At 64.7% G+C, this 21,425-nt stretch carries 15 protein-coding genes and 1 pseudogene; 11 read left to right on the plus strand and 5 right to left on the minus strand.

Annotation, left to right across the window (positions count from 1 at the left end; all coding sequences use genetic code 11):
* Window positions 1-81 precede the first annotated feature (81 nt).
* Window positions 82-888 carry an enoyl-CoA hydratase/isomerase family protein gene (locus AC3WVS_RS00685; RefSeq protein ID WP_492316932.1) on the plus strand — a complete coding sequence of 269 codons (807 nt, stop codon included), beginning with the start codon at window positions 82-84 and terminating at the stop codon, window positions 886-888.
* Between the two features lie 75 nt (window positions 889-963).
* Entirely contained in the window at window positions 964-1,941 is a 978-nt protein-coding gene (locus AC3WVS_RS00690; protein WP_492316933.1) for a Bug family tripartite tricarboxylate transporter substrate binding protein, read from the plus strand.
* Between the two features lie 45 nt (window positions 1,942-1,986).
* Here AC3WVS_RS00690 and AC3WVS_RS00695 read toward each other — a convergent pair whose 3' ends face one another.
* On the minus strand, window positions 1,987-4,701 hold the full coding sequence (locus AC3WVS_RS00695) for a winged helix-turn-helix domain-containing protein (protein WP_492316934.1): 2,715 nt from the start codon (window positions 4,699-4,701) through the stop codon (window positions 1,987-1,989).
* 541 nt (window positions 4,702-5,242) lie between these two features.
* Between AC3WVS_RS00695 and AC3WVS_RS00700 the strand changes: the two genes are divergently transcribed.
* The 4 genes and pseudogenes from AC3WVS_RS00700 to AC3WVS_RS00715 all read left to right on the plus strand — a co-directional run.
* Window positions 5,243-6,298, plus strand: coding sequence for a phosphotransferase (locus AC3WVS_RS00700; RefSeq protein WP_492316935.1), 1,056 nt, complete (start codon window positions 5,243-5,245; stop codon window positions 6,296-6,298).
* Window positions 6,299-6,374: 76 nt separating this feature from the next.
* Window positions 6,375-7,349, plus strand: a complete 975-nt coding sequence (locus tag AC3WVS_RS00705; RefSeq protein ID WP_492316936.1) for an NAD(P)H-dependent flavin oxidoreductase — start codon at window positions 6,375-6,377, stop codon at window positions 7,347-7,349.
* A 37-nt stretch (window positions 7,350-7,386) separates the two neighbouring features.
* On the plus strand, window positions 7,387-8,949 hold the full coding sequence (locus AC3WVS_RS00710; RefSeq protein ID WP_492316937.1) for an AMP-binding protein: 1,563 nt from the start codon (window positions 7,387-7,389) through the stop codon (window positions 8,947-8,949).
* A 69-nt stretch (window positions 8,950-9,018) separates the two neighbouring features.
* Window positions 9,019-9,145 (plus strand): annotated as a pseudogene (locus tag AC3WVS_RS00715) (porin); the annotation flags it as partial.
* A gap of 235 nt (window positions 9,146-9,380) precedes the next feature.
* On the opposite strand, the gene AC3WVS_RS00720 reads toward AC3WVS_RS00715, so the two are convergent.
* From AC3WVS_RS00720 to AC3WVS_RS00730, 3 genes are all read right to left on the minus strand, one after another.
* Complete coding sequence (locus tag AC3WVS_RS00720; protein ID WP_492316938.1) at window positions 9,381-10,379, minus strand: Bug family tripartite tricarboxylate transporter substrate binding protein; 999 nt, start codon at window positions 10,377-10,379, stop codon at window positions 9,381-9,383.
* A gap of 85 nt (window positions 10,380-10,464) precedes the next feature.
* Window positions 10,465-11,550 (minus strand): Zn-dependent alcohol dehydrogenase, encoded by a 1,086-nt coding sequence (locus AC3WVS_RS00725; protein WP_492317175.1) that lies wholly within the window; start codon window positions 11,548-11,550, stop codon window positions 10,465-10,467.
* 53 nt (window positions 11,551-11,603) lie between these two features.
* On the minus strand, window positions 11,604-13,496 hold the full coding sequence (locus AC3WVS_RS00730) for an alkyl/aryl-sulfatase (RefSeq protein ID WP_492316939.1): 1,893 nt from the start codon (window positions 13,494-13,496) through the stop codon (window positions 11,604-11,606).
* A 181-nt stretch (window positions 13,497-13,677) separates the two neighbouring features.
* On the opposite strand from AC3WVS_RS00730, the gene AC3WVS_RS00735 reads away from it, so the two are divergent.
* Window positions 13,678-14,415, plus strand: coding sequence for a TetR/AcrR family transcriptional regulator (locus tag AC3WVS_RS00735; protein WP_492316940.1), 738 nt, complete (start codon window positions 13,678-13,680; stop codon window positions 14,413-14,415).
* Between the two features lie 113 nt (window positions 14,416-14,528).
* Complete coding sequence (locus AC3WVS_RS00740; protein ID WP_492317182.1) at window positions 14,529-14,738, plus strand: hypothetical protein; 210 nt, start codon at window positions 14,529-14,531, stop codon at window positions 14,736-14,738.
* Window positions 14,739-14,830: 92 nt separating this feature from the next.
* On the opposite strand, the gene AC3WVS_RS00745 is transcribed toward AC3WVS_RS00740, so the two are convergent.
* Window positions 14,831-17,521: a helix-turn-helix transcriptional regulator gene (locus AC3WVS_RS00745; RefSeq protein WP_492316941.1), complete on the minus strand. Its 2,691-nt coding sequence runs from the start codon at window positions 17,519-17,521 to the stop codon at window positions 14,831-14,833.
* A gap of 282 nt (window positions 17,522-17,803) precedes the next feature.
* Here AC3WVS_RS00745 and AC3WVS_RS00750 point away from each other — a divergent pair, with 282 nt between their 5' ends.
* The 3 genes from AC3WVS_RS00750 to AC3WVS_RS00760 are packed head-to-tail and all read left to right on the plus strand — an operon-like array spanning window position 17,804 to window position 21,405.
* Window positions 17,804-18,589, plus strand: a complete 786-nt coding sequence (locus AC3WVS_RS00750; RefSeq protein ID WP_492316942.1) for an enoyl-CoA hydratase/isomerase family protein — start codon at window positions 17,804-17,806, stop codon at window positions 18,587-18,589.
* A 46-nt stretch (window positions 18,590-18,635) separates the two neighbouring features.
* The gene (locus AC3WVS_RS00755) at window positions 18,636-20,207 is read left to right on the plus strand and encodes a class I adenylate-forming enzyme family protein (RefSeq protein WP_492316943.1); all 1,572 of its coding nucleotides are present in this window, start codon (window positions 18,636-18,638) and stop codon (window positions 20,205-20,207) included.
* A 22-nt stretch (window positions 20,208-20,229) separates the two neighbouring features.
* The gene (locus AC3WVS_RS00760; protein WP_492316944.1) at window positions 20,230-21,405 is read left to right on the plus strand and encodes a thiolase family protein; all 1,176 of its coding nucleotides are present in this window, start codon (window positions 20,230-20,232) and stop codon (window positions 21,403-21,405) included.
* Window positions 21,406-21,425 lie beyond the last annotated feature (20 nt).

The raw sequence follows: 21,425 nt of genomic DNA on the forward strand, positions 1-21,425 counted from the left end.
CGCGCGCGCATCCGCAATGCCATGGCATGGCAGGGGGACGCTCGCCCTGTCGCCCGATAACTGTTCACCAGGAACACCATCATGACAGACAGTCAGGACGCCCCGGTTCTCTATACGGTGAGGGACGGTGTCGCCGAAATCATCGCCAACCGCCCAAGATACCGCAACGCGCTGGATGCAGAGGCGCGCGCGCTACAGGCTGAATTGCTCGACCGTGCCATGCAGGACGACGAAGTACGGACCATCCTGCTAAGTGGCAACGGCGGCCATTTCTGCGCCGGGGGCGATATCCGCGGCATGGAGGGGGCCAGGGAACTGTCGGCCGAGGCCGGACGCAAGCGCATGCGTCCTGTCGTGGAAAAAGCTGAACGTCTCTATCACTGCGACAAGCCGGTAGTGGCGGCAGTGGACGGATGCGCCTATGGGGGCGGCTTCGGCACGGCATTGCTGGCGGACATCATCATCGCCACGCCAGCCGCGCGCTTCTGCATGTCGTTCATGAAGATCGGACTGATGCCGGATTGCGCGTCCCTCTATACGCTGCCTCGCATTGTCGGGTTGCAACGTGCCAAGGAGCTGATCCTGACGGGCCGGGAGCTCGACGCCACCACCGCCAGGGAATACGGCATCGTCATGGAGATCGTGGCCGCGCCGGAGCTGATGTCCCGCGCGCGGGCGATGGCGGTCGCGATGACTACCGCGTCGGCCGCCGCCGTGGGCATGGCAAAGGCCGCGCTGAACCAGTCGCAGTCGTCGAGCCTGCACCTGATGCTCGAACTTGAGGCTGCCGCGCAAGGCATCGCCTTCTCTTCCGATTACCACCGCGAGGCCGTGAGCCGGTTCCTGGAAAAGCGCGAACCGCGCTTCAAATGGCCAAACGCCGGATAGGCAGTGGAAAGGCGCTGCCGGCATGCTTGCCATGCAAGCGACATGTTCGATTTCCCAACTTCGAGGTGACTTCCTATGATCGCAAGATCGCTGCTCGTTGTCGCAATCTTCATCCTGCAAACAGTTTTCTCCCTGTGCCATGCGCAAACCTATCCGTCGCGGCCCATCACCCTCGTGGTGCCCGCGCCTGCCGGTGGCACCCTGGATACCATCGCCCGCACCCTGGCACAGGAGATGGCCAGGCAGATGGGCCAGCCGGTCATCGTGGACAATAAGCCAGGGGCAGGCGGAATACTGGCCGTGCAGACGGTGACGCGTGCGGCGCCCGATGGCTACACCTTGCTGCTGACGCATTCCGCCCCAATCATCAGCACCCCCTATCTGTTCTCGAAAGTGCCCTATGACGTGCGGCGCGACCTGGCGTTCATCTCACAGGTTGCCACGGGCCAGTTCGTACTGGCTGTCAATCAGCGCGTGCCGGCCACCGACATGAAGGCGTTCCTTGCCTGGGCGGCACAGAACAAGGACAAGGTGTCCTTTGGCTCGTACGGGGTCGGCAGCTTCGCGCACCTGGCGGGCGCTTACCTGAACCAGTCGAGGGGCCTTGACATGGTACACGTTGCCTACAAGGGAGAAGGACCGATGGTTCAGGATCTGGGCGCGGGGCAGATCTCTCTGGCAATCAGCACGCTTACCTCGATGGCGCCTTACATCCAGAGCGGCAAGGTGCGCCCGCTTGCGGTGTTCGGCGACCATCGGGCCAGGAGCTTGCCGAATGTGCCGACCATGGCAGAAGCCGGCCTGGCAGACCCGGAGCTCGGGTCAGCTGCCTGGGCCGGGTTGCTGGCGCGTGCCGGCACGCCGCCGGCCATCGTCGCCCGGCTGGAGCAAGAGGCGAGCACGGCCGCCAGATCGAAGCCGATGGCAGCGCGCCTCGGCATGTCCAACAGCGAGCCGATTGGCAACACCGGTGCCGAGTTCAGACGGGATTTCGAGGCGATCGAGCCGACCGTCAGGCGGCTGATCAGGATGTCGGGCGCCAAAGCGGAATAAGCGCGGCCATCCCGTCTGGATGGTGATCAACCCGCGACGCCATGCCTAGCTGATCAGTCCCAGCAGACGCGCCTTCGCCACTGCCTGGGTTCGGCTATGCGTTCCGAGTTTCTGGCTGATATTGCGGACGTGGGTGCGGACCGTGCTGTCGGAGACGAACAGCTTCTCGCTCATGGCCTTGTTGGAACAGCCTTCGGCGAGCAGGCGCAGCACCTTGAGCTCGGCAGCTGACAGCGGTGGCGTCGATTCACCGCTGTCGCCGGGCGTCCGTGCCCCGGGGGCATCCAGAAACGGCCCGAACCCCTGCAGCATGCGCTGCAGGAAATCGGCAAAGATGGGGTCGCGCTGAGTCGGCGGTTCGGCCTGGCTTGACCGCTCTAATCGCAAGACAATGTTGCGCGCAGGTCTGCCTTCATCCAGCACCAGGCGCATGATGCCCTCATGGCACGCCGCCTTGAGGAGGTCCCGCATCTGAGCGTTCGCCGCGGCCATGTTGCCCATGCTGTCCAGTGCCAGGCTCCTCAGCACGCAGAGCTTCATGGCGCGCCGCAGCCGGCGCTGGGACGTCGCCATTGCAATGGCACGCTCGATGGCCGGCAGTGCCTCGCTGGCTTGGCCTGCAGCGATCTGCCAACGCAGCTGGCCCAGTTCGAGATAGTCGACATCATTGGCGGGAAGGCGCAGGTCCTGGCAGCGTTTCCAGATATCAGGGAAATTGGCGCGCTCGAGCTCCGTCCGGGCTGCCATCAGATCGCCTTGCATGACCAGCAGGCGCGCGCGCTCGAGCTTTGCGTTGGCCACGGCACGGGCCGCATGCCGGTGATGGCCCAGGTACTCGAGCTCGCTGAGCAGCTGGAAGGCCTGGGCGACATTGCCGTTGGCGACAGCAATCCGCGCCAGGGTGACGTGTCCCGTGACCATATGATCGGGCAGGCCGAGTTCCTTCGTGATCGGCACATAGACATCGAGCAAGCGCGCAGCCCGCTCCAGTTCATTGGCTTCGTACAGTGCATGGGCGTAGAAGACACCGGCCCATGCGTTGCCGGTCGTGTAGCAGTAGGAGGGAGCGCCGGTTGCGGCCACGGCCATGCGGAAGCGGGCAGTCGCCTGCCGCAGCCGGTTTTCCTGCATGTCGATCATGCCTTCGACTGACTCCGTATACATCAGGCCGAATGGGTTCGGATGGTCAGATTGCGTGATCCTGGCCTCGTCGAGGAGCTTGCGGGCTTGCTCATGTTCGCCCCTGACGGCAAAGGCGACGGCCATTGCATTGGCCAGGATACCGTCGGCAAACGCGTTTCCGGTCGGAAACGACGATAACGCTGTCACGCCTACCTCATAGGCTGCTTCATGGCGATCCACGCTTGCCAGCAGCAGCGGACGCAGGGCGCGAAGGTGGGTGACGACCTCGGGATTCGTCGCCTCTTTTAGTTCCGGTTGCTCCAGGTGCCGGTTTGCCTCGTGTGCGCCGCGGGTGAAATAGACGGCAAGAATATGGACCACCCGGAGAATGGGGTAGTTGCCCAGCAGGGCCGACGGTATCGCCCCGAACCAGCGGCTGAGAAGTCGCCAGCGGCCGCTGGAAAGAAAGCTGTCGGCATGGGCGGCGATGAGATCCAGGGCACGCCCGTAGTCCTGCGCGTCGATGGCATAGTCGATTGCCGGCACAGGTCGGCCTTGCTCTTCATGCCAGCGCGAGGCCGCCATCGTGAGCCGGGGAGCCTCGTCCGGCATCTCGTGCGCCAGCTGATTGCGCAGGAAGCTGGCGAACAGGCTGTGATAGCGATATGTCGGCTCCGGACCTGCGATGGAGGTGAGGAACAGGTTGGATCTTTCCAGCCGCTCCAGCATCTGCGTGCTGTCGGTGCGTCGCAGGATGGCATCGCAAAGCGCGGGGGAAAGGTGCTTCAGGACGCTGGTCCGCAGCAGAAAATTCCTGGTCGCGGCTGGCTGCCGGTTCAGGACATCCTCGCTCAGGTACTCGGCTATCTCCCGGTTCGACGCCGAGAAGCGGGTGATGAAATCACTATGCCTGACATGGCGCTCCAATGCGACGGAGGCGAGCGATATCGCAGCGACCCAGCCTTCCGTAGTCTGGTGAAGTTGACGCACCTCGTCGTGCGGTATCGACAGGTGACGCTTCTTGTTGAAGAAGTCCACAGTCTCCTCGAGCGACAGCCTGAGCCATGAAGCATCGATCTCCAGCAGTTCGCCATGCACGCGAAGCCGGGCCAGCCCAAGATCCGGGGTGCTTCTCGTACCGATCACGATCAGCCCGCGGCGCGGAAGCTGGCTCAGGATTTCTCTGAGCAAGCCCAGCACGGCCGGTTCGTGAAGATGCTCCAGCTCGTCCAGAAAGAGCGCGAACGGCGACGGACTTCTGCCTAGCTCTTGGATCGTCTCCAACACGGTCATGGATTGCCGCGGCTCCCGATTGTCCCGATCGTGCTGTCGAGGAGCGAGCCGGGAGACCGCCATCGCAAGATTGCCAAGAAAGCGCGAAGTATCGTTGTCCGCCGCGTCGCAGGTCAGCCAGGCGGTAGCAACGCCATTGCCTTCGAGTCGGGAACGAATCTGGGTCATGGACGTCGTCTTGCCAGAACCGGCGGGCGCGCTGATGAGAACCACCTTGGCGGCGTGGGAGTCACAGGCCGCGTCACAGATCGACTGACGCTGGACCTGGTTTGGCAAAGCATTGGGGGGATTCAGCTTTATCGCAACTGGCGGCGAAGATCCGTGCCGCTCTCTACTGCCGATCATCTCGTTGTCTCCTGAGCGAGGCACGGCGCGTGCTCGCAGGTGGCCGTCAACTCCGTGGAGGATGGGTCATTGCCCAGGCCTTCCTGCGATTATCAAATATTTGGCTTGCATAGCACAACCATGTTCGAAGCGACGCGTGCTGGTCACGCTTGTGAGCGGCGTGTTGGCCGGTGATGTGAAAACTGGATTCGGATGGCGACGCCTCTGATCGTCAATTCTGACGATGTGCCAGCGCGAAAGAGTTGGCCATACTGGGCGCACGTCACTGGTTTCCCGCCAGTATCCGGTGGGATGGCCGCGCGGACCTGCTGTGGCCACTTCTGGTCGGCTCTGTTCCGATACGGACTGCGGTCGGCGTCGAAGCCTCGTGATATCCCCGCGAGCTTGACCGCTATCGGTCACACGCAGGTACGCAGATTCACTCGAGAATAGCTATGAACCTGAACGACATCCTGCCTGGACCACCATGTGCGGTCAATCCGTTTGAAGCCCGGTCAAAGTGGTATTTCTGTCCCGTGGTCGAGCCGTTGGAGATCCGGGAATGAGTGCGGACATTCTGACCGTGGATGTACTTCCATCCCATCGCTTCAATGTCGAGGCACTGGTCGCGCACCTGCGCGGACGCCTGGATGGCGTTGATGAAAGCCTTGCCGTGTCGCAGTTCCAGGGCGGGCAGTCGAACCCCACTTACCTGCTGCAGGCGAACGGGCACAACTATGTGCTGCGCAAGAAGCCACCGGGCAAGCTGCTTCCCTCCGCACATCAGATCGAGCGCGAATACCGCGTTCTGGCGGCACTGGCCGATACCGACGTGCCCATTCCACGAGCGAGAGTCCTTTGCGAGGACGCAAGCGTGATTGGTACGCCGTTCTATGTCATGGAGCATCTTCCCGGCAGGATTCTCAGTCGGGTGGACCTTGCGGGTGTGCCGACGGCAAGCCGCAAGACCATCTACGAGGCGATGGTGGACGCGATGGCAAGACTGCATCAGGTCGACTGGCGTGCGGCGGGTCTGGGCGACTTCGGTCGTCCTGAGGGTTATGTGGAACGCCAGATCGCGCGTTGGAGCGCGCAGTACCTGGCGAGCCAGACCGACGAGATGCCGGCAATGCATGCGCTGATGGCATGGTTGGCCACGCAAGTTCCCGTGCTGAACCGTGATGCCATTGCGCATGGGGACTTCCGGCTTGGCAACCTGATCTTTCATGCCGAACGCGCCGAGGTCGTCGGCATCCTTGACTGGGAACTGGCGACAATCGGGCATCCGCTCGCGGACCTTGCCTATTGCTGCATGCCTTATGTGCTGCCTGCAGACGTCTTTCCCAACGGTCTCCATGGGCTTGATCTGGAAGCCGCGGGCCTTCCCGGCATGGACAGCCTGGTGTCAGCCTACGTCAGGAGAGCGGGGGATGCGGACCTCGAACATTGGCCGTTCTTCGTTGCGTTCTCGCTGTTCCGCTCGGCCGCCATCGCGCAGGGTGTCTACCATCGCGCATTGCAGGGGAATGCAGTCGGCGCCGACGCATCGGAGTTCGGTCGGCGGGCACGCCAGTTCGCCGAGGTCGGGTGGCAGGTGGCCCAGCGGCGGTCGGCATGAGCTGGCATTGGCCGAGCCGCGCTGCCCATGCGGCGGGGGTCGTTCGAACGGGACGCGCCACGATGGAGATGACTTGATGCACGCATCGCCATCAATAGCGTCTGGCGGCAGGCTTCCAAAACACATTGCAGAACGAGTTGGCCTGCCGCTGATTGCGGCGCCAATGCTGCGCGTGTCAGGGCCCGAGATGGTGATCGCCGCTTGCCGACAGGGTGTGATCGGTGCGTTTCCGACCGCCAATGCCCGCTCGACGGATGAGCTCGACCACTGGCTTGCCGGCATGAAGAGGTCGCTTGCCACCTGTGACAGCCCGCCTGCGCCGATTTGCCCGAATCTCATCATGCAGCAATCCCGGCTCAGGGACGATCTGGCGTGCCTGGTGCGGCATCGGGTGGAACTGGTCATCACCAGCGTTGGATCGCCGGCGGCTGTGATACCTGCCTTGCATGGCATTGGCGCGCAGGTGTGGGCGGACGTGGCCACACTGAAGCACGCGCACAAGGCCATCGAGGCGGGTGCCGATGGACTGGTGCTGCTTTCAGCCGGGGCCGGCGGGCAAACCGGCTGGCTCAATCCCTTCGCCTTTGTGCGTGCCGTGCGCAGCCTGTTTGACGGCCCCATCGTCCTTGCCGGCGGCATATCCGATGGCATTGCGCTTCGCGCCGCAGAAGTCCTGGGTTGCGACCTTGCCTATATGGGGACTCGCTTCATCGCTACGGCTGAGAGCATGGCGGCGCCAGGATACAGGCAGCTGCTGGTGGACAGCACCATGGACGATGTGATGCTGACCAGGGCGTTCACAGGGTTGGATACCAGCATGCTTCGGCCTTCCATTCGCGCGGCGGGCCTGGACCCGGACCGCCTCGACGAGCAGGTTTCCCGCCCGCGCGCTGGCGAACTGTTCGGTGCCGGATCCGGTAAGGCCGGGCCGCGGCGATGGGTGGATATTTGCAGCGCCGGGCACAGCGTGTCGGGCGTACGCGCGGTCCAGTCCGTTGCAGAGCTCGTTGACCAGACCTTGACGGAGTATCGGTCAGCCCTTGGCAAGTGACGTCGGAACAAGACTATTCAAAGGAGGAGACATCAACATGGACCAGTCGATTCAAATGGCCCCAACCATTGGTACGCTGCTGCTGCGCTCTGTTTGGCAGTACGGTGATCGGACTGCTTTCAGCTGGGAGGGCGGATCGTTGAGCTATCGCGCCATGGGCGACCTGCTTGGGCGCATGCAGGCCGTCTATGCGAGCGCGGGCCTGATCCGCAGCCATCGGGTCTGCCTGCTGACCGGCAATTCGGCCTTCGGCTGGTGCGCTGGCATGGCGGCACTTTGCAGCGGAATGATCAGCACACCGCTTCATCCTCTTGGCTCCCTTGAAGACCATCTGCTGCAGATCCAGGATTTCAATGCAGACGTGCTGGTGGTGGATGTCTCAACGCACCTGGCGCGCGGCGAAGAGATTCTCGCGGCTGCACCCGGCTTGCGTTCGGTGTTCAGCCTTGGGCAGTCGGATTTCGGCAGTGATTTGCTGGCACAAGCGGAGAAGGCCGGAAGTTGCTCGCCACGCGATCTGACGCATCGGGAAGACGTTCCGTATGTCCACTATACCGGCGGATCAACCGGTCGGGCCAAGGGGGTGGTACGGGACCACGCGGCATTTGCCGCGATGCTCCTGAACGGTCTGGCTGATTTTGAGATTCCGGCCGTCCCGCGCTATCTTGCCGTGGCGCCGATCACCCATGTGACGGGTACAAAGATCATGCCGACGCTCGTACGCGGTGGCACCGTCCATCTGCAGGACGGCTTCGCGCCCGACCGCGTGCTGGATGTCATCCGTCGTGAGCGCATCAACATGGCGCTGATGGTTCCCACCATGATCTACAGCCTGCTGGACCATCCCTCGCTCGACAAGGCGGATCTGTCATCGCTGGAACTGCTGCTCTATGGCGCGTCACCCATGTCCGCGGCTCGCCTGCATGAAGGTCTGGAGCGCATGGGCCCGGTCTTCGCCCAGCTATATGGCCAGACAGAGGCTTACCCCCTGGCCTATCTTGGCCGGGCTGACCATGATCCCGCCAGCCCGGAGCGCTTTGCGTCCTGCGGCCGTCCGACGCTTGGCACCCTTCTGAAGGTGCTGGACGACCAGGATCAGGAAGTCCCCATGGGTGAAGCCGGGGAGATCTGCGTGCGAGGCATACACGTCATGCGCGAGTATCTCAACTTGCCCGAGTTGTCCGACAGTGCACTGAAGAATGGCTGGTTGCACACCGGCGATATCGGGCGATTCGATGATCGCGGCTATCTCTACATCGTTGACCGGAAGAAGGACATGGTCATATCAGGTGGATTCAATGTCTACCCACGAGATGTCGAGGACATTATCAGCACTCACCCGGCGGTATCGATGGTGGCTGTCATTGGGGTTCCCGATCCGAAGTGGGGAGAGGCAGTTGCGGCCCTGGTGGTGCGCCGCCCTGGCGAGCAGGTCCAGGCGGAGGAGTTGATGCAACTGGTGAAGTCGCGCAAGGGGGCCATCTATGCACCGAAGCAAATCGAATTTGTCGAAAGGCTCCCGCTTACCAGTGTCGGAAAGATAGATAAGAAAGCACTTCGCACGCGCTTCTGGGAAGGGCAAGGTCGCCAGGTATCGTGAGTCGCAGCTTGGCCGTGCATGACTGGGATTGAAAGAAAACTATAAGGAGGAGACCTATGAAGGCAGCCCGCCTACGCGAAGAACGCCGGCCTGAACTTTGATACTTCGGCCAATGGCTTTTCAAACGGCTATTTCCCTGGCAGCGGCAAGAGCAGTATGCTCGGGTCTCGCTGCGGGCGTGCGGCACAAGTTCTGAGCCAGCGTTCCACACATGACGTCTCCACACCGGTACGCAGGGTGCGTGCTTTTCCGTGTACCGCTTGTCGAATCATGTCCAATCGGGTTGGACAGCGAACGACAAATTCACAGGCGGAAAACGCCAGATTGCGCCGCCCTGAGCCCGGCGGCGAGCTTGCCGCACCGCGCCGGTGGTCTTCGCCAGCTCGCGCGATGAGAGACAGCACCTTCGCGCCGCCGCCATGGTGGCGTGCTCAGTCCAGCGTGACGCCGGTATCGGCGGTCAACTTCAGGATCACCGGCAACATCGCCTTGTAGCCCGCTTCCGCCTGGGCCGGGAGATTGCCGATCGGTTCGGCGCTCATCGCCTCGATCTGCCGGTTCAAAGGCTCGCCTTTGACCAGCGCCGAGACTTCCTTGCCCAGTCGGTCGATGATTGCCTGGGGTGTCTTGGCCGGGGCCAATAGCGTCATCGGCGTAGCGTACTGGTATGCAGCATCCGCGTATCCCGCCTCGGCGAAAGTGGAAACACCCGGCAAACGCTTCGCACGCTGCGGGCCCGTCACGGCGAGGGCGCGCAGCTTTCCGCTGGCAAGGTAGGGCTGCAGCGTGGTGACCGTGCCCACGGTCACATTGATCTGGCCGGCGAGCAGGTCGGTGGTCATGGGGCTCTCGCCCTTGTAAGGCACGTGCAGCATGTCGACGCCATAAGTCTTCGCCATATACGTCTGGATGGTGTGGGGGACGGTGCCGGGTCCCCATGAACCCATACGCAGCTTGCCGGGGTTGTGCTTGCCATAGGCGATCAGCTCGGCCACCGTTTTTGCCGGCACGGACGGGTTGACCGCAAGCACGGTGCGCGCCATGGCGATGTCGGAAACCGGGCGCAGCTCGGTGCGGGGATCGTAAGGCAGCCTCTTGTAGAGGGCAATGTTGGCCGTGATCGGGGCGGGCGTGGACAGCAGTAGCGTGTAGCCGTCGGGTGCGGCCTTGGCCACCGTGCTCGTGCCGATGATGCCGCCCGCGCCGCTCTTGTTCTCCACCACGACCGGCTGGCCGAGGCGCTGGCTCAAGCCTTGCGCAAGGGCGCGTGCGAGGATGTCGGTCAATCCGCCGGCGGCATAGGCCACCACCAGCCGGACCGGTTTGTCCGGGTATGTTCCTTCAGCCTGACTGGTGACGGGAAGCAGGGTGAGCGCGATGGCTGCACACAGCGCCTGGCGCTGTCGTCCGAATAGGCTCCGCATGTTCATACTGTTGTCTCCTCATTTCCAAGCGGATGATGGGGCCGGCCGTTTGGTCGATGCAGGACCGGCGCATGGCTAATGCCGGCCGGTGCTATTGCTCGAACTCGATAACCGACCGTGCCAGTTCCCCACGGCGAAGCTCGTCGAAGGCTTCGTTGATCCGGGCGAGCGGCATGCGCTGTGCGATCAGTTCGTCCAGCTTCAGCTTGCCGGCCAGGTAGAAATCCACCAGCCGCGGCATGTCGACCGGAAAACGGTTCGATCCCATCATCGAGCCCTGGATGCGCTTTTCCGCCAGGAAGTCCGTTCCCTTGAGCTCAACCTTGACGCCCGGCGGGATCATGCCAATCACGGTGGCGGTGCCGCCCCGGCGCAGCATTGCGAACGCCTGCTCGGTGGTCTGCTTCAGGCCGATCGCCTCGAAGGCGTGCTGTACGCCGCCGCGGGTCAGCGTGCGTACGCCCTCGACGGCGTCCACTTCGCTGGCATCGATCACGTCGGTGGCGCCGAATTCGCGTGCGAGCGCCAGTTTTCCCGGCACCCGGTCGATCGCGATGATCCGTCCGGCGCCGGCGATCAGCGCTGCGTTGATCGTTGCCAGCCCGATGCCGCCGCAGCCGATCACGGCTACCGTTTCGCCTGGCCTGACCTTCGCCGTATGGGCAACCGCGCCGAAGCCCGTCGTGACTGCACAGCCGATCAGTGCGGCGCGGTCGAGCGGCATGTCGCGCCGGATGGCAACCAGGGCGTGCTCGTGGATCAGCATCTGCTCGGCGAAGGCGGAGAGATTGGCGAACTGGCGCATCACGCCGCTGGGCGCCGTCAAGCGCGGCTCCTCGTCGTCCGTGCGGCGCGTATCGGGCGCGATGCAAAGCGACAGGTGGCCGGTCAGGCAATGCTCGCAGTGGCCGCAGTACGCCGAGAGGCAAGTGATGACGTGATCGCCCGGCTTGACGGTACGCACTTCCGAGCCGACCTGTTCGACCACGCCGGCGGCTTCGTGCCCGAGCACCACCGGCAAGGGGTGCGGGTAGGCGCCATCGACGAAATGCAGGTCGGAATGGCAAACGCCTACCGCCGAAGTGCGAACCAGCACCTCGCGCGGGCCGGGCTTCGCGATCGCGATATCCTCGATCAGCAAAGGTGTCTTCGGCGCATGCAGGACTGCGGCTTTCATGAGTGTTTCCTCTGGTGGTGTGACGGGTACATTGGTGACGGCTATGCCATCACTCAAGGCTCGACGACGTTGAACAGGTGATCGAAGGTGTCGAGCGTGCCGAGCAGGGCGGAAAACTGCTGCGCGTCGCCTTCGACGCGAATCCGGCCGTCGGCGATGGCCGTTGCGAAATCGGTCTGGCGCAGCAGGATGGCGTCGAGCGTGGCGCGCTCCATGCTCACGGTGGCACGCGCATCGTCCGCGCGCTTGCCGCTGCGCACGGTCAGCGCGCTGTTCTCCAGGTTGAGCGCGTAGTGGCGTCCGGTATCCGTCATGACCCAGTTCAGCCGCAGCTTCAGGCCTTCCGCACGCTCACTGTTGACGCGCACCGCGAGGTAGTCGAAGAACATCTCGTCGGTCATGGCACGGACCATGTCGCCGCCACGGGCCGTCTTGATCTCCACACCCTTTGCACCGAGGCGCAAATCGCGAGCGCCGAGCAGGAAGGCGTTGCGCCAGGTGGCCGACTCTGCCTGGAATCCCATCTGTTCCATGGCGGCGGCCCCGATCTCGCGGGCCTCGCGCTGGCCCGGGTCGGCGAATACCACGTGGTTCATGACCTGCGCGACCCAGCGGTACTCGCCTTTGTCGAAGTCGGCCCTGGCGCGCTCGATGACCGCGGCCGCGCCGCCCATGTATTCGATGTACTTCCTGCCGGCCGCCTCGGGCGGCAGGGCATGCAGGTTGGCGGGGTTGCCGTCGTACCAGCTCAGGTAATGCTGGTAGACCGCCTTGACGTTGTGCGACAACGTGCCGTAGTAGCCGCGTGCATGCCATTCGCGGTGCAGGCTGTCGGGAAGCCGCAGGGTCTCGGCGATCTCGCTCGCCGTCAGGCCGTGATTCATCAGCCTGACGGTCTGGTCATGGATGTATTTGTACAGGTCGCGCTGCTGGGCGAGGTATTGCGACAGCCGTTCGCGGCCCCAGGCCGGCCAGTGATGCTGGGCGAAGGCCACGTCCGCGTGCGGCGCATAGCGTTCGAGCGCCTGGTCGAGATAGCGTGCCCACAGGCGCGCATTGCGGACCTGCGCGCCGCGCAGCGGGCAGAGATTGTGCAGGGTGCGCGTGGCGTTCTCCGCAAGGTTCAGCGCGCGCAGCTGCGGAAAGAAGAAATGCATTTCCGCCGGCGCCTCGCTCTCGGGCGTGAGCTGGAACACAATCTCGATGCCGTCGATGGTGTGTGTTTCCGCTTCCTGTGAGATCAGCCAGGTGGGCGGAATCAGCGTCATGGTGCCGCGCCCCAGGTTCTTGCCCAGGCCGCTGTCGATCTGGCAGCACGCGCTGCGTGCCAGGGTATGGCCGAACTGGAACTGCGCGCGCCGCCCCATCGCCGGGCCGGCGATCACGTTTTCCGAGACGGCATGCTCCATGAAGCCGGACGGGGCAATCACGTGCACCTTGCCCGCCCGCACGTCAGCTTCGCTGATGACGCCCTTGACCCCGCCGAAATGGTCGGAGTGGCTGTGGCTGTAGATCACGGCCACCACCGGCTTGCGCGGACGATGCTCCAGGTATAGCGCCAGGCCCGCGGCCGCACTCTCGGAGCAGGTCAGCGGATCGATGATGATCAGGCCGCTGTCGCCCTCGATGATCGTCATATTGGCAAGGTCGAAGCCGCGCACCTGGTAAATGCGGTCGCAGACCTTGAACAGGCCGTGATGAAGATTGAGGCGCGCCTGCCGCCACAGGCTTGGATGGGCCGTGTCGGGTGCCGTCTCCTCCTGCAGAAAGCCATAGTCGGCAAGGCTCCACACCAGCCGGCCATGGTCATCGCGGATCTCCGCGTCGGGCAGCGTGGCGATGAAGCCGCGCCGCGCTTCCTCTTCGTCGATGCCGTCTTCGACGGGCAATTCGGTCAGGGCCTTGCGCTGGGCGGCCCGCGTCGGACCGGATGCTGTGTTCTGCATGTGGTTTCCTCTTCCCTTGTTGGATGGGTGGTCGGGTCAGGACCGCGCCCGGCCAGCATGCCGCGAAGCACGATGCCTGAAAGTAAAGCACGTGATTTAATTCAAGTAAAGCACTTGATTTAAATTTGGCGGATGTCTAAGCTTCGGCTGACTAGTGGACGAGGGCGCAAGTGCGGCCTGTATGCAAGGGAAATCGATGAAACAAGCGACTGCACGTTTGCGCCAGAAGGCCGAGCCTGCCGACGGGCAGGACGATGCGGCCAGCAGTTCCGACCTGCTGCTCTTCACGGCGGAGCGTCTCTACGCGGAGAAGGGGATCGATGCGGTGTCCATGCGCGAGATCTCGCGCGAGGCGGCGCAGAGGAATACATCTGCGCTGCACTACCACTTCGGCTCGAAGGAGGCGCTGATCCGTGCCATCCTGCAGCGGCGCATGTGCGAGTTCGACGAGGTGCGCAACGCCTTCCTGGATCAGGCATTGACCGGTGGCGAGTTGCCCAGCCTGCGCACCGCGGTCGAAGCCCTGGTCAGGCCCATGGCGACCGGTCTGCTCGAGCCCGGCAAGGCCAATTACTACAATCGCTTCCTCGCGGCTGCCCAGATGCATCCTGACGTCGACATCGTCGCGTTCACCAGTGACGAGAGCAATCGTGGCTTCCGCCGGGCGCAGGCGTTGCTGGAATCGATCCTGTCGGACCTGCCGCCCAGCATCGTGAGGCAGCGCTACCTGTCTAGCCTGGCGTTCATCATGTTCAGCCTGGCCGACTTCGAGCGCGTCAAGGCGCGGCGCGGACGCCAGAACCGCGGCTTCGACATGGCCCGCGCCGTCGAGAACCTGATCGACATGGTGATTGGCGCATTGATGGCTCCCGTCTCGCAGCAGGTTCTGTCGCGCCTGCAGGACGCGAGCACTTCCTGAGCGCCCCAGGCGCACCTGTCCTCCCGAGCTCAGGCTGGCCTCGCCCCGATGCGGCGATGCCACGCGTCACGCGTTCCCACGCACCCGGATTTTCACAACGGAAGCGGTAAGCCATGCAACAACGAGACAAACTCTTCATCAGTGGCAAGTGGGTGGCCCCGCACGGCGCGGGCCTGATCGACGTTATCCATGCCGCGACCGAGGCGGTGATGGGCCGCATTCCGGAGGGCAACGAGCGCGATGGCGAGCACCTGGAAGGTGCGAACCGCCCAGTCCTGGGCCATGATGTCTCCTGTGCGGCAGTGCCCGCGATGCGATGGTAGCGGGCGCGCCTGGTCAGGAGATTCTGGGATGCCGCCACGGTGAGATCACCACACTTTCCCGGTGGCGGGCAGGCGTGCGCGTGATTGCGCCGTCAGTCGATCAGGCCGCGCTTGCGGGCGGCGATTACCGCGTCATAGCGGCTTGGCACCCCCAGTTTCTCGAACACGTTCTTCATGTTCCACTTCACCGTGTCCAGCGTGAGGTTGAGGGTCAGGGCGATGCGCTTGTTCGACATCGACTGCGCGGCCAGGCGCAGGATTTCGACCTCACGTGGCTTGAGCGCCGGGCCGTTGGCCTGCTCACCCGCGGCGTCGGACTGCTGGGGCGGCACATGCGCCGCGAGGCTGCGGCGCAGGACCTCGGCCAGATAGTCCCCAGTGCCGCCGGGGCCGAGCGTGGGCTGCAGTTGCAGCAGGGCCTGCCGCACGCGCTCGCCTTCGTCGAGCAGCGTGCGCACCAGTCCCAGCTCCTGCGCTGACTCGGCCGCGGCCTTCAGGCGATGCATGGCTTTGGTGGTTTCGCCCATCTCGGCGAGGGCGGTGCCCGACAGGAGGTCGGCCTGCGCTACGTTCTTTTGCCGCCCGAACGCAATGCCGTAGCCGCGCAGCGTTTCGGCCCGCGCCATGGCATGGGTCCAGTCCATGCCTGCCAGCGCCAGCCGGGCGCCGGCCAGGGCTGCGATCGCCTCGATCTCGGCGAGAAAACCGGCGGCATTCCGGTGGCGTACGGCCAGCTGGTCGAGTGCGGCCTGCAGCTGCCGGGCTTCGTCCTGGCGGTTCAGCTGGAGCTGCAAGCGGGCTTTGCCGGCAAGGACGTAGGCCAACGGCCGGTCCAGCCCCAGCTCGCGGCAGCGGGTTTCCTCCTCGTCCAGCGCGCGCAGCCCTTCTTCCGGGGAGGCCTGGGCTGCCATCAGGCGGCTGCGCACGATGATGGCCAGCGTCATCGGCTCAGGCGAGGAGAGGCGCAGCAAATCCAGGCGGTTGGCCAGCACCTCGTTGGCCTCGGCCAGCAAGTCTGCCTCGTAATAGGCGTTGGCGAGGAATGCCGCGCTATTGACGGCAGATACCGAACGCCGGCCATGTGCCGCCTCGGCGCGCGCCACCAGGGCGCTGCCGGTGCGGATGGCGTCGCGATTGTTGCCCGCCAGCAGGTGGCTGAGCAGCAGGGTGGATTCGGCCACCAGGGCCATGTCGTCCTGAAGCTCGGAGCGTGGCAGCCGCGCGATGTGCCCATGGAGCGCCCGCGCGTCCTCGTAGCGCCCGGCCGCGCAATAGGAAAAACTGAGCACCGCCAGATGGGCCTGGCGCAGGAAGCGGTCGGTCAGGCTCTCGAAGTCTGACGGCGCCACCAGGGCCAATGCGGCTTCGGTGTCGTCGCGCTGCAGCGCGATGCTGGCCCGCAGGTAGAGCGCGTGCAAGGCGTGCTCAGGCGCCAGTGTGCCGTGCGACCGCTCCAGCCGCTCGAGCCAGCCCTGCGCGTCGCGCCAGCGGCCCGCGGCCACCAGCGCCCAGCAACCGAGGAGCAGCAGCCGGGGATGGCCCAGCAGCACCTCGGCCGGAAGTTCATCCGTCCAGTGTTGCAGCGTGCTGATGAAACTCATGCTGCGGATCGGCAGGTCAGCCCGCTCGATCAGGTGCACGGCCGCCTCGGTGTCGTGCGCGTGATAGGCGTGCCGCAGCGCTTCAATCAGCAGGCCCTGTTGCTCGAACCACTGGCTGGCCCTTGCATGGATCTCTTGTACCAAGCCAGGGTCGCGCTGCTGCAGCCGGTCCTGGAGGAAGCTGGCGAACAGGGGATGCAGGCGGTACCACGGCTGCGGGCTGTCCAGCTCGACCGGCAGCAGGAAGAGGTTGTCGCGCTCGATCTGCTCAAGCAGCACCGGAGCCTGTGCATTGCCCGTGACGCGCCGCGCCAGTTCGGCATTGAAGCGGCGGCAGAACGAGAGCTTCTCGATGAAATCGGCCACGTCTGGCGCCAGATGGCGCACCACGTCTTCCGAGAGATAGCGCTGCAGATCGGTGCGGCGATGCAGCAACTGGGACAGCACGGCCCGGTTGGCCGGGCTGCGCTTGAGCCGGATGCAGATCATCTGCAGGCAGACCGGCCAGCCGTCGGTGATGTCGTGGATCAGGCGCGCATCGTCAGGCACCACTTCGCCGAGGTGCTTGGCCAGGAAGTCCTGTGTCTCCGCGAAATCGAAAGGCAGGTCGGGGAAGGCGATCTCCGCCAGCTCGCCGGTCAGGCGCTGGCGGTGGACGGCAAGCGGCGGGTGGGTTCGTGAGGCCAGGATCAGGTGCAGGGTCTCGGGCCCGTGGTCCACGAGACCCTGGATCAGTGCGTGCGTGTCGCTGTCATCAACGTGATGGTAGCCGTCGATGAACAGGAACACGTCCTGGCCCTGCTGGCACACCGCGTCAACGATGGTGGCGACCAGTCCTGCAACCGGCAGATCGGCCCGCACCTCCGAGGCAAAGGCGGTGCCGTCATCGACGGGCAGCCCTGCCTGCTGCAGTGCGCCGGTCAGGTAGGCGCGGAACTGGGGCAGGTGCCGTTCGTCCGGCGACAGGGACAGCCAGCAGACCAGTTCGCCGTCCTTCAGCAGCTGCTGGCGCCACTGGGCCAGCAAGGTCGTCTTGCCGAAGCCGGCGCTGCCGCACACCAGCGTCAGCCGGCTGTCGCGCGCATCCCGCAGCCGCGCCAGCAGTTTGGCCCGCACTGTGGACTGCGGGCTGATGCGCGGCGGCGCGAACTTGGTGGGGATGAGAAGGCGATCAGGGGCCAAGCCAGGGTCTCCTGCTGATATGCGAACGGCATCTTATCGGAAGTGCTCTGGCACGTCTAAGCGGCCGCCGCCGGGCGGACCTCATGCGCGCGGCTCAGACGCCATGCCACCCGGTAAAACACCCGGCCAGCACCCGATAAGTGTGGTGCGCCCGCCCGGCGCGCGACCCATCATTGAGCCATGCCCAGCGGACGGGCGGCGAGCGCCTGAGCCCGCCACTGGCCGGGCAGCCCGGGCGCGCAGCATTGCCGCCAGCTTGCCAGCCCGCAAGGAGACAGCACAGTGCAATACGAAACCATTATCTACGAACGGCGAGGCCCGGTCGCGTGGATCACGCTGAATCGCCCGGCCGAACTCAATGCGGTGAACCTGCGCATGCTTGAAGAGCTTCAGGATGCGCTCACCGCAGTGCAGACCGATGCCGGCCAGGCCGTACTGGTGCTGACCGGGGCCGGCCGGGCGTTCTGCGCCGGCGCCGATCTCAAGGCGCTGCTCGCCGGCCTCGAAGTGGCTCCGGGCGAGCCCAATTTCGCCGATCGCACCCTTGCCACACTTTCGCTGCTGCGCAACATGCCCAAGCCGGTCATCGCGGCGATCAACGGGCTGACCGTCGCGGGCGGCCTGGAGCTGGCAATGTGCTGCGACATCCTGATCGGAGCGGCGGGCGCCAGGATCGGCGACGGCCATGCCAACTTCGGCGTGTTTCCTGGCGGCGGCGGCGCTGCGGTGCTGCCGCGCCGCGTCGGCCTCGGCCGCGCCAAGCAGCTGTTGTTTACCGGTGACCTTGCCGACGCGGCCCGGATGCAGGCCTGGGGGCTGCTCAACGAGGTGGTCGCCGACGAGGAATTGCTGGCGGCCGTGGCGGCCTTGGCGGAGCGGATGGCGGCCAAGAGCAGCCTTGTGCTGCGCCGCATGAAGGCGGTGGCCGGCCGGTCGGTCGACCTCTCGCAGGAGGCAGCACTGCGTGACGAGCTGTTGGCCTGCCAGCAGCACACGCGCTCCCATGACTTTCGCGAGGGACTCGCTGCCTACAGCGAAAAGCGACCGCCGGCGTTCCGCGGCATCTGACGACCTGGGTCAACCCAGGCAAGCACAGCACACAAAGGAGACAAGGATGAAGATCGATTTCTCGAGATGGTTGCTCGATGCCGCCTCGCGGTTCGGGCAGCGCGAAGCCCTGGTCAATGTCGAGCGCAACCGCCGCTATACGCACCTGGAGCTGCACCGGCTTACCAACCGGATCGCCCGCATGATCAAGGAGCGGCTCAACCTTATGTCGGGCGACATCTACCTGACCATTCTCGACAACGACAACATGAGCCTGCTGACCTTCTGCACGCTGGCCAAGGCGGACGTGAAGGCGGCATGGTGCAACTTCCGGGACACCTTCGACGAGCACCTCTGGCAGATCGACTGGGTCGAGCCCAGGGTGGTGTTCCTGGAAACCGCGTTGCTGGACAAGTACTACGACATGCTGCACCAGCGCGGCATCCGCATCGTGTGCATGGATCCGCCCGCCACGCCGCGCGATGGCGTGTCCTGTTTCTGGGACCTGCTGGAGGGCGTGCCGGACACGGAGCCGCATATCGAAATCGACGCGGACGAACCGCTGCTCCTGCGCTTCACCGGCGGCACCACCGGCCGGGGCAAATGCTGCATGTACAGCCTGAACAACTGGCTGGCCTTGCACCGCTACTTCTACTCGATGCCGGACGACATGTTCGGCTATGACGCCCGCCACCTGAGCATTACCCCGCTGAGTCACGGGGCCGCGGCGTACGCGACGACCCTTGCGTTCAAGGGCGGCTGCCACGTCACCATGAACGCATCCGACCTCAGACAGTTCTGCGCCAATATCCAGAACGAGCGGATCACGTCCAGCCATCTCGTGCCGACCATCCTCTACCGCTTCCTGGAGTTCGGCCTGAACGAGCAATTCGACCTGTCGAGCCTGCGCACGATCCTCTATGCCGCGGCGCCGATGAGTCCGGCCAAGCTTGCGCTGCTGCAGGAGAAGTTCGGCAACATCTTCATCCAGGCCTATGGCAGCAGCGAAGCGCTGGCACCGGTGGCCGTGCTGAGCAAGGCCGAGCACCTGCGCGCCCCTGGCGAGAGCACCCGCCACCTGAGCTCCACCGGCATCGCGCTGCCGGAAACCGAAATCGTTGTGATGGACGACGAAGGCCACGAGCTGCCGGCCGGCGAGACCGGCGAACTCTGGATCCGCGGGCCGGGCGTGATCAAGGGCTACTACAAGAATCCCGAGGCAACTGCTGCCGAATTCCAGGACGGCTTCTGGAAGTCCGGCGACCTGGGCTACATCGACGAAGACCGCTACGTGTACATCGTCGATCGCAAGAAGGACATGATCATCAGCGGCGGCTTCAACGTCTACGCCATCGAGGTAGAGGCGGCGCTTAACGCGCACCCCGCCGTACTGATGTCGGCGGCGGTGGGCGTGCCCCATGCCGAATGGGGCGAGTCCGTGCACGCCGAAGTGGTGCTCAAGGAAGGGCACTGCGCCGATCCCGCCGAGATCATCGCCTTCTGCAAGGAGCGCATCGGCTACAAGGCGCCGAAGACAGTGACCATCGTCGACCAGCTCCCGATGACGGTGATCGGCAAGGTGTTGCGCAGGCAAGTGCGCGACAAATACTGGACCGACCAGCAGCGCAAGGTGCACTAGTCAACCGCCCGAGGACACCAGGATGAGCATGTCAAACCGTGTCGCCATCGTCTCCATGGCGCAAGTCAACTACAGCGAGAAGCGCGCGTACTCGCCCGAGGAACTGGCCTACCAGGCCATCCGTCCCGTGCTTCAGGAAACCGGCCTGCGCTTCCTGCCGGCATATGAGAAGGGCGGGATTGACGCCAGCCTGATCTGCCACGAGCACTCGCGCATCGCGCGGCCCTTCTCGGCATCGCTGGTGGTCGACGTGGCCGGCGCCAACCTGCGCCCCGATGAGAAGATCGACCAGGACGGTGCCGTCGGCGTGCTCGAAGCGGCCTGGCAGATTGCCTCCGGCGAGTTCGAAACCGTGCTTGTGGTCGCCGTATGCCACGACTCCACCAGCAGCAGTGCGGGCAATGCGATCGAGAACAAGGTTTTCGATCCCTTCTTCTGCCGTCCGCTCGGCCTTGACAACGTGCAGGCCGCCGGGCTGCAGGCCAACCGCTACATGGAGAAGTACGGCATCACGCCCGGACAATGCGCCGCGGTGTCGGTGAAGAACCTGCGCCATGCGAAGGACAACCCGTGGGCCCTGCGCGCGGGGGACTATAGCGTCGCCGACGTACTCGGCTCGAAGGCACTGTCGGATCCGATCACGGCGCTGCAGACGCGTGCCTTTGGCGACAGCGCCATCGTCATGCTGCTGGCCAGCGAGGAAAGGGCGCGGCAGCTGACCAGCAAGCCGGTGTGGATCAAGGGCCAGGCCAACTGCTGCGACGGCTACAACCTGGGGGACCGCGACCTTGCGGACTCAGAGGTGCTGCAGATCGCCGCGAACAAGGCCTATCGCATGGCCGGCATCCGCGATCCGCGCAAGGAAATCGATCTGCTCGAGGTGACCGATGAGTTCTCCTACCAGGAGCTGATGGCCTATGAAGGGCTGGGCCTGTGCGAAGCCGGGCAGGGCGGTCGCTGGCTGGAGTCCGGCACCAGCAGCCGCGGCGGCCATCAGCCGGTCAACCTGTCTGGCGGCGCGCTGTCCGGCTGTTCCCATACCACCATCGGCATGGGCCGCATTGCCGAGATCGTGCTGCAACTGCGTGGCGAGGCGGGCGCGCGCCAGGTGGATGGCGCCCGCACCGGGCTGGCCCATCTGGCTTCGGGGCCGTGCGGGCAACTGCAGCAGGTCATGGTCCTGGGCACCACGCCTTGATGTTGGCCTGGTGACGCCAG

This window comes from Cupriavidus sp. CPT47-8839-RL05A, assembly GCF_058792255.1.

Excerpts from the sequence above, each read along its gene's own strand:
- AC3WVS_RS00720 (WP_492316938.1), bottom strand. The coding sequence starts at position 10,379 with ATGAACATGCGGAGCCTATTCGGACGACAGCGCCAGGCGCTGTGTGCA.
- AC3WVS_RS00725 (WP_492317175.1), bottom strand. The coding sequence starts at position 11,550 with ATGAAAGCCGCAGTCCTGCATGCGCCGAAGACACCTTTGCTGATCGAG.
- AC3WVS_RS00760 (WP_492316944.1), top strand. The coding sequence starts at position 20,230 with ATGAGCATGTCAAACCGTGTCGCCATCGTCTCCATGGCGCAAGTCAAC.
- AC3WVS_RS00685 (WP_492316932.1), top strand. The coding sequence starts at position 82 with ATGACAGACAGTCAGGACGCCCCGGTTCTCTATACGGTGAGGGACGGT.
- AC3WVS_RS00740 (WP_492317182.1), top strand. The coding sequence starts at position 14,529 with ATGCAACAACGAGACAAACTCTTCATCAGTGGCAAGTGGGTGGCCCCG.
- AC3WVS_RS00705 (WP_492316936.1), top strand. The coding sequence starts at position 6,375 with ATGCACGCATCGCCATCAATAGCGTCTGGCGGCAGGCTTCCAAAACAC.
- AC3WVS_RS00735 (WP_492316940.1), top strand. The coding sequence starts at position 13,678 with ATGCAAGGGAAATCGATGAAACAAGCGACTGCACGTTTGCGCCAGAAG.
- AC3WVS_RS00690 (WP_492316933.1), top strand. The coding sequence starts at position 964 with ATGATCGCAAGATCGCTGCTCGTTGTCGCAATCTTCATCCTGCAAACA.
- AC3WVS_RS00710 (WP_492316937.1), top strand. The coding sequence starts at position 7,387 with ATGGACCAGTCGATTCAAATGGCCCCAACCATTGGTACGCTGCTGCTG.
- AC3WVS_RS00700 (WP_492316935.1), top strand. The coding sequence starts at position 5,243 with ATGAGTGCGGACATTCTGACCGTGGATGTACTTCCATCCCATCGCTTC.
- AC3WVS_RS00695 (WP_492316934.1), bottom strand. The coding sequence starts at position 4,701 with ATGATCGGCAGTAGAGAGCGGCACGGATCTTCGCCGCCAGTTGCGATA.
- AC3WVS_RS00755 (WP_492316943.1), top strand. The coding sequence starts at position 18,636 with ATGAAGATCGATTTCTCGAGATGGTTGCTCGATGCCGCCTCGCGGTTC.
- AC3WVS_RS00730 (WP_492316939.1), bottom strand. The coding sequence starts at position 13,496 with ATGCAGAACACAGCATCCGGTCCGACGCGGGCCGCCCAGCGCAAGGCC.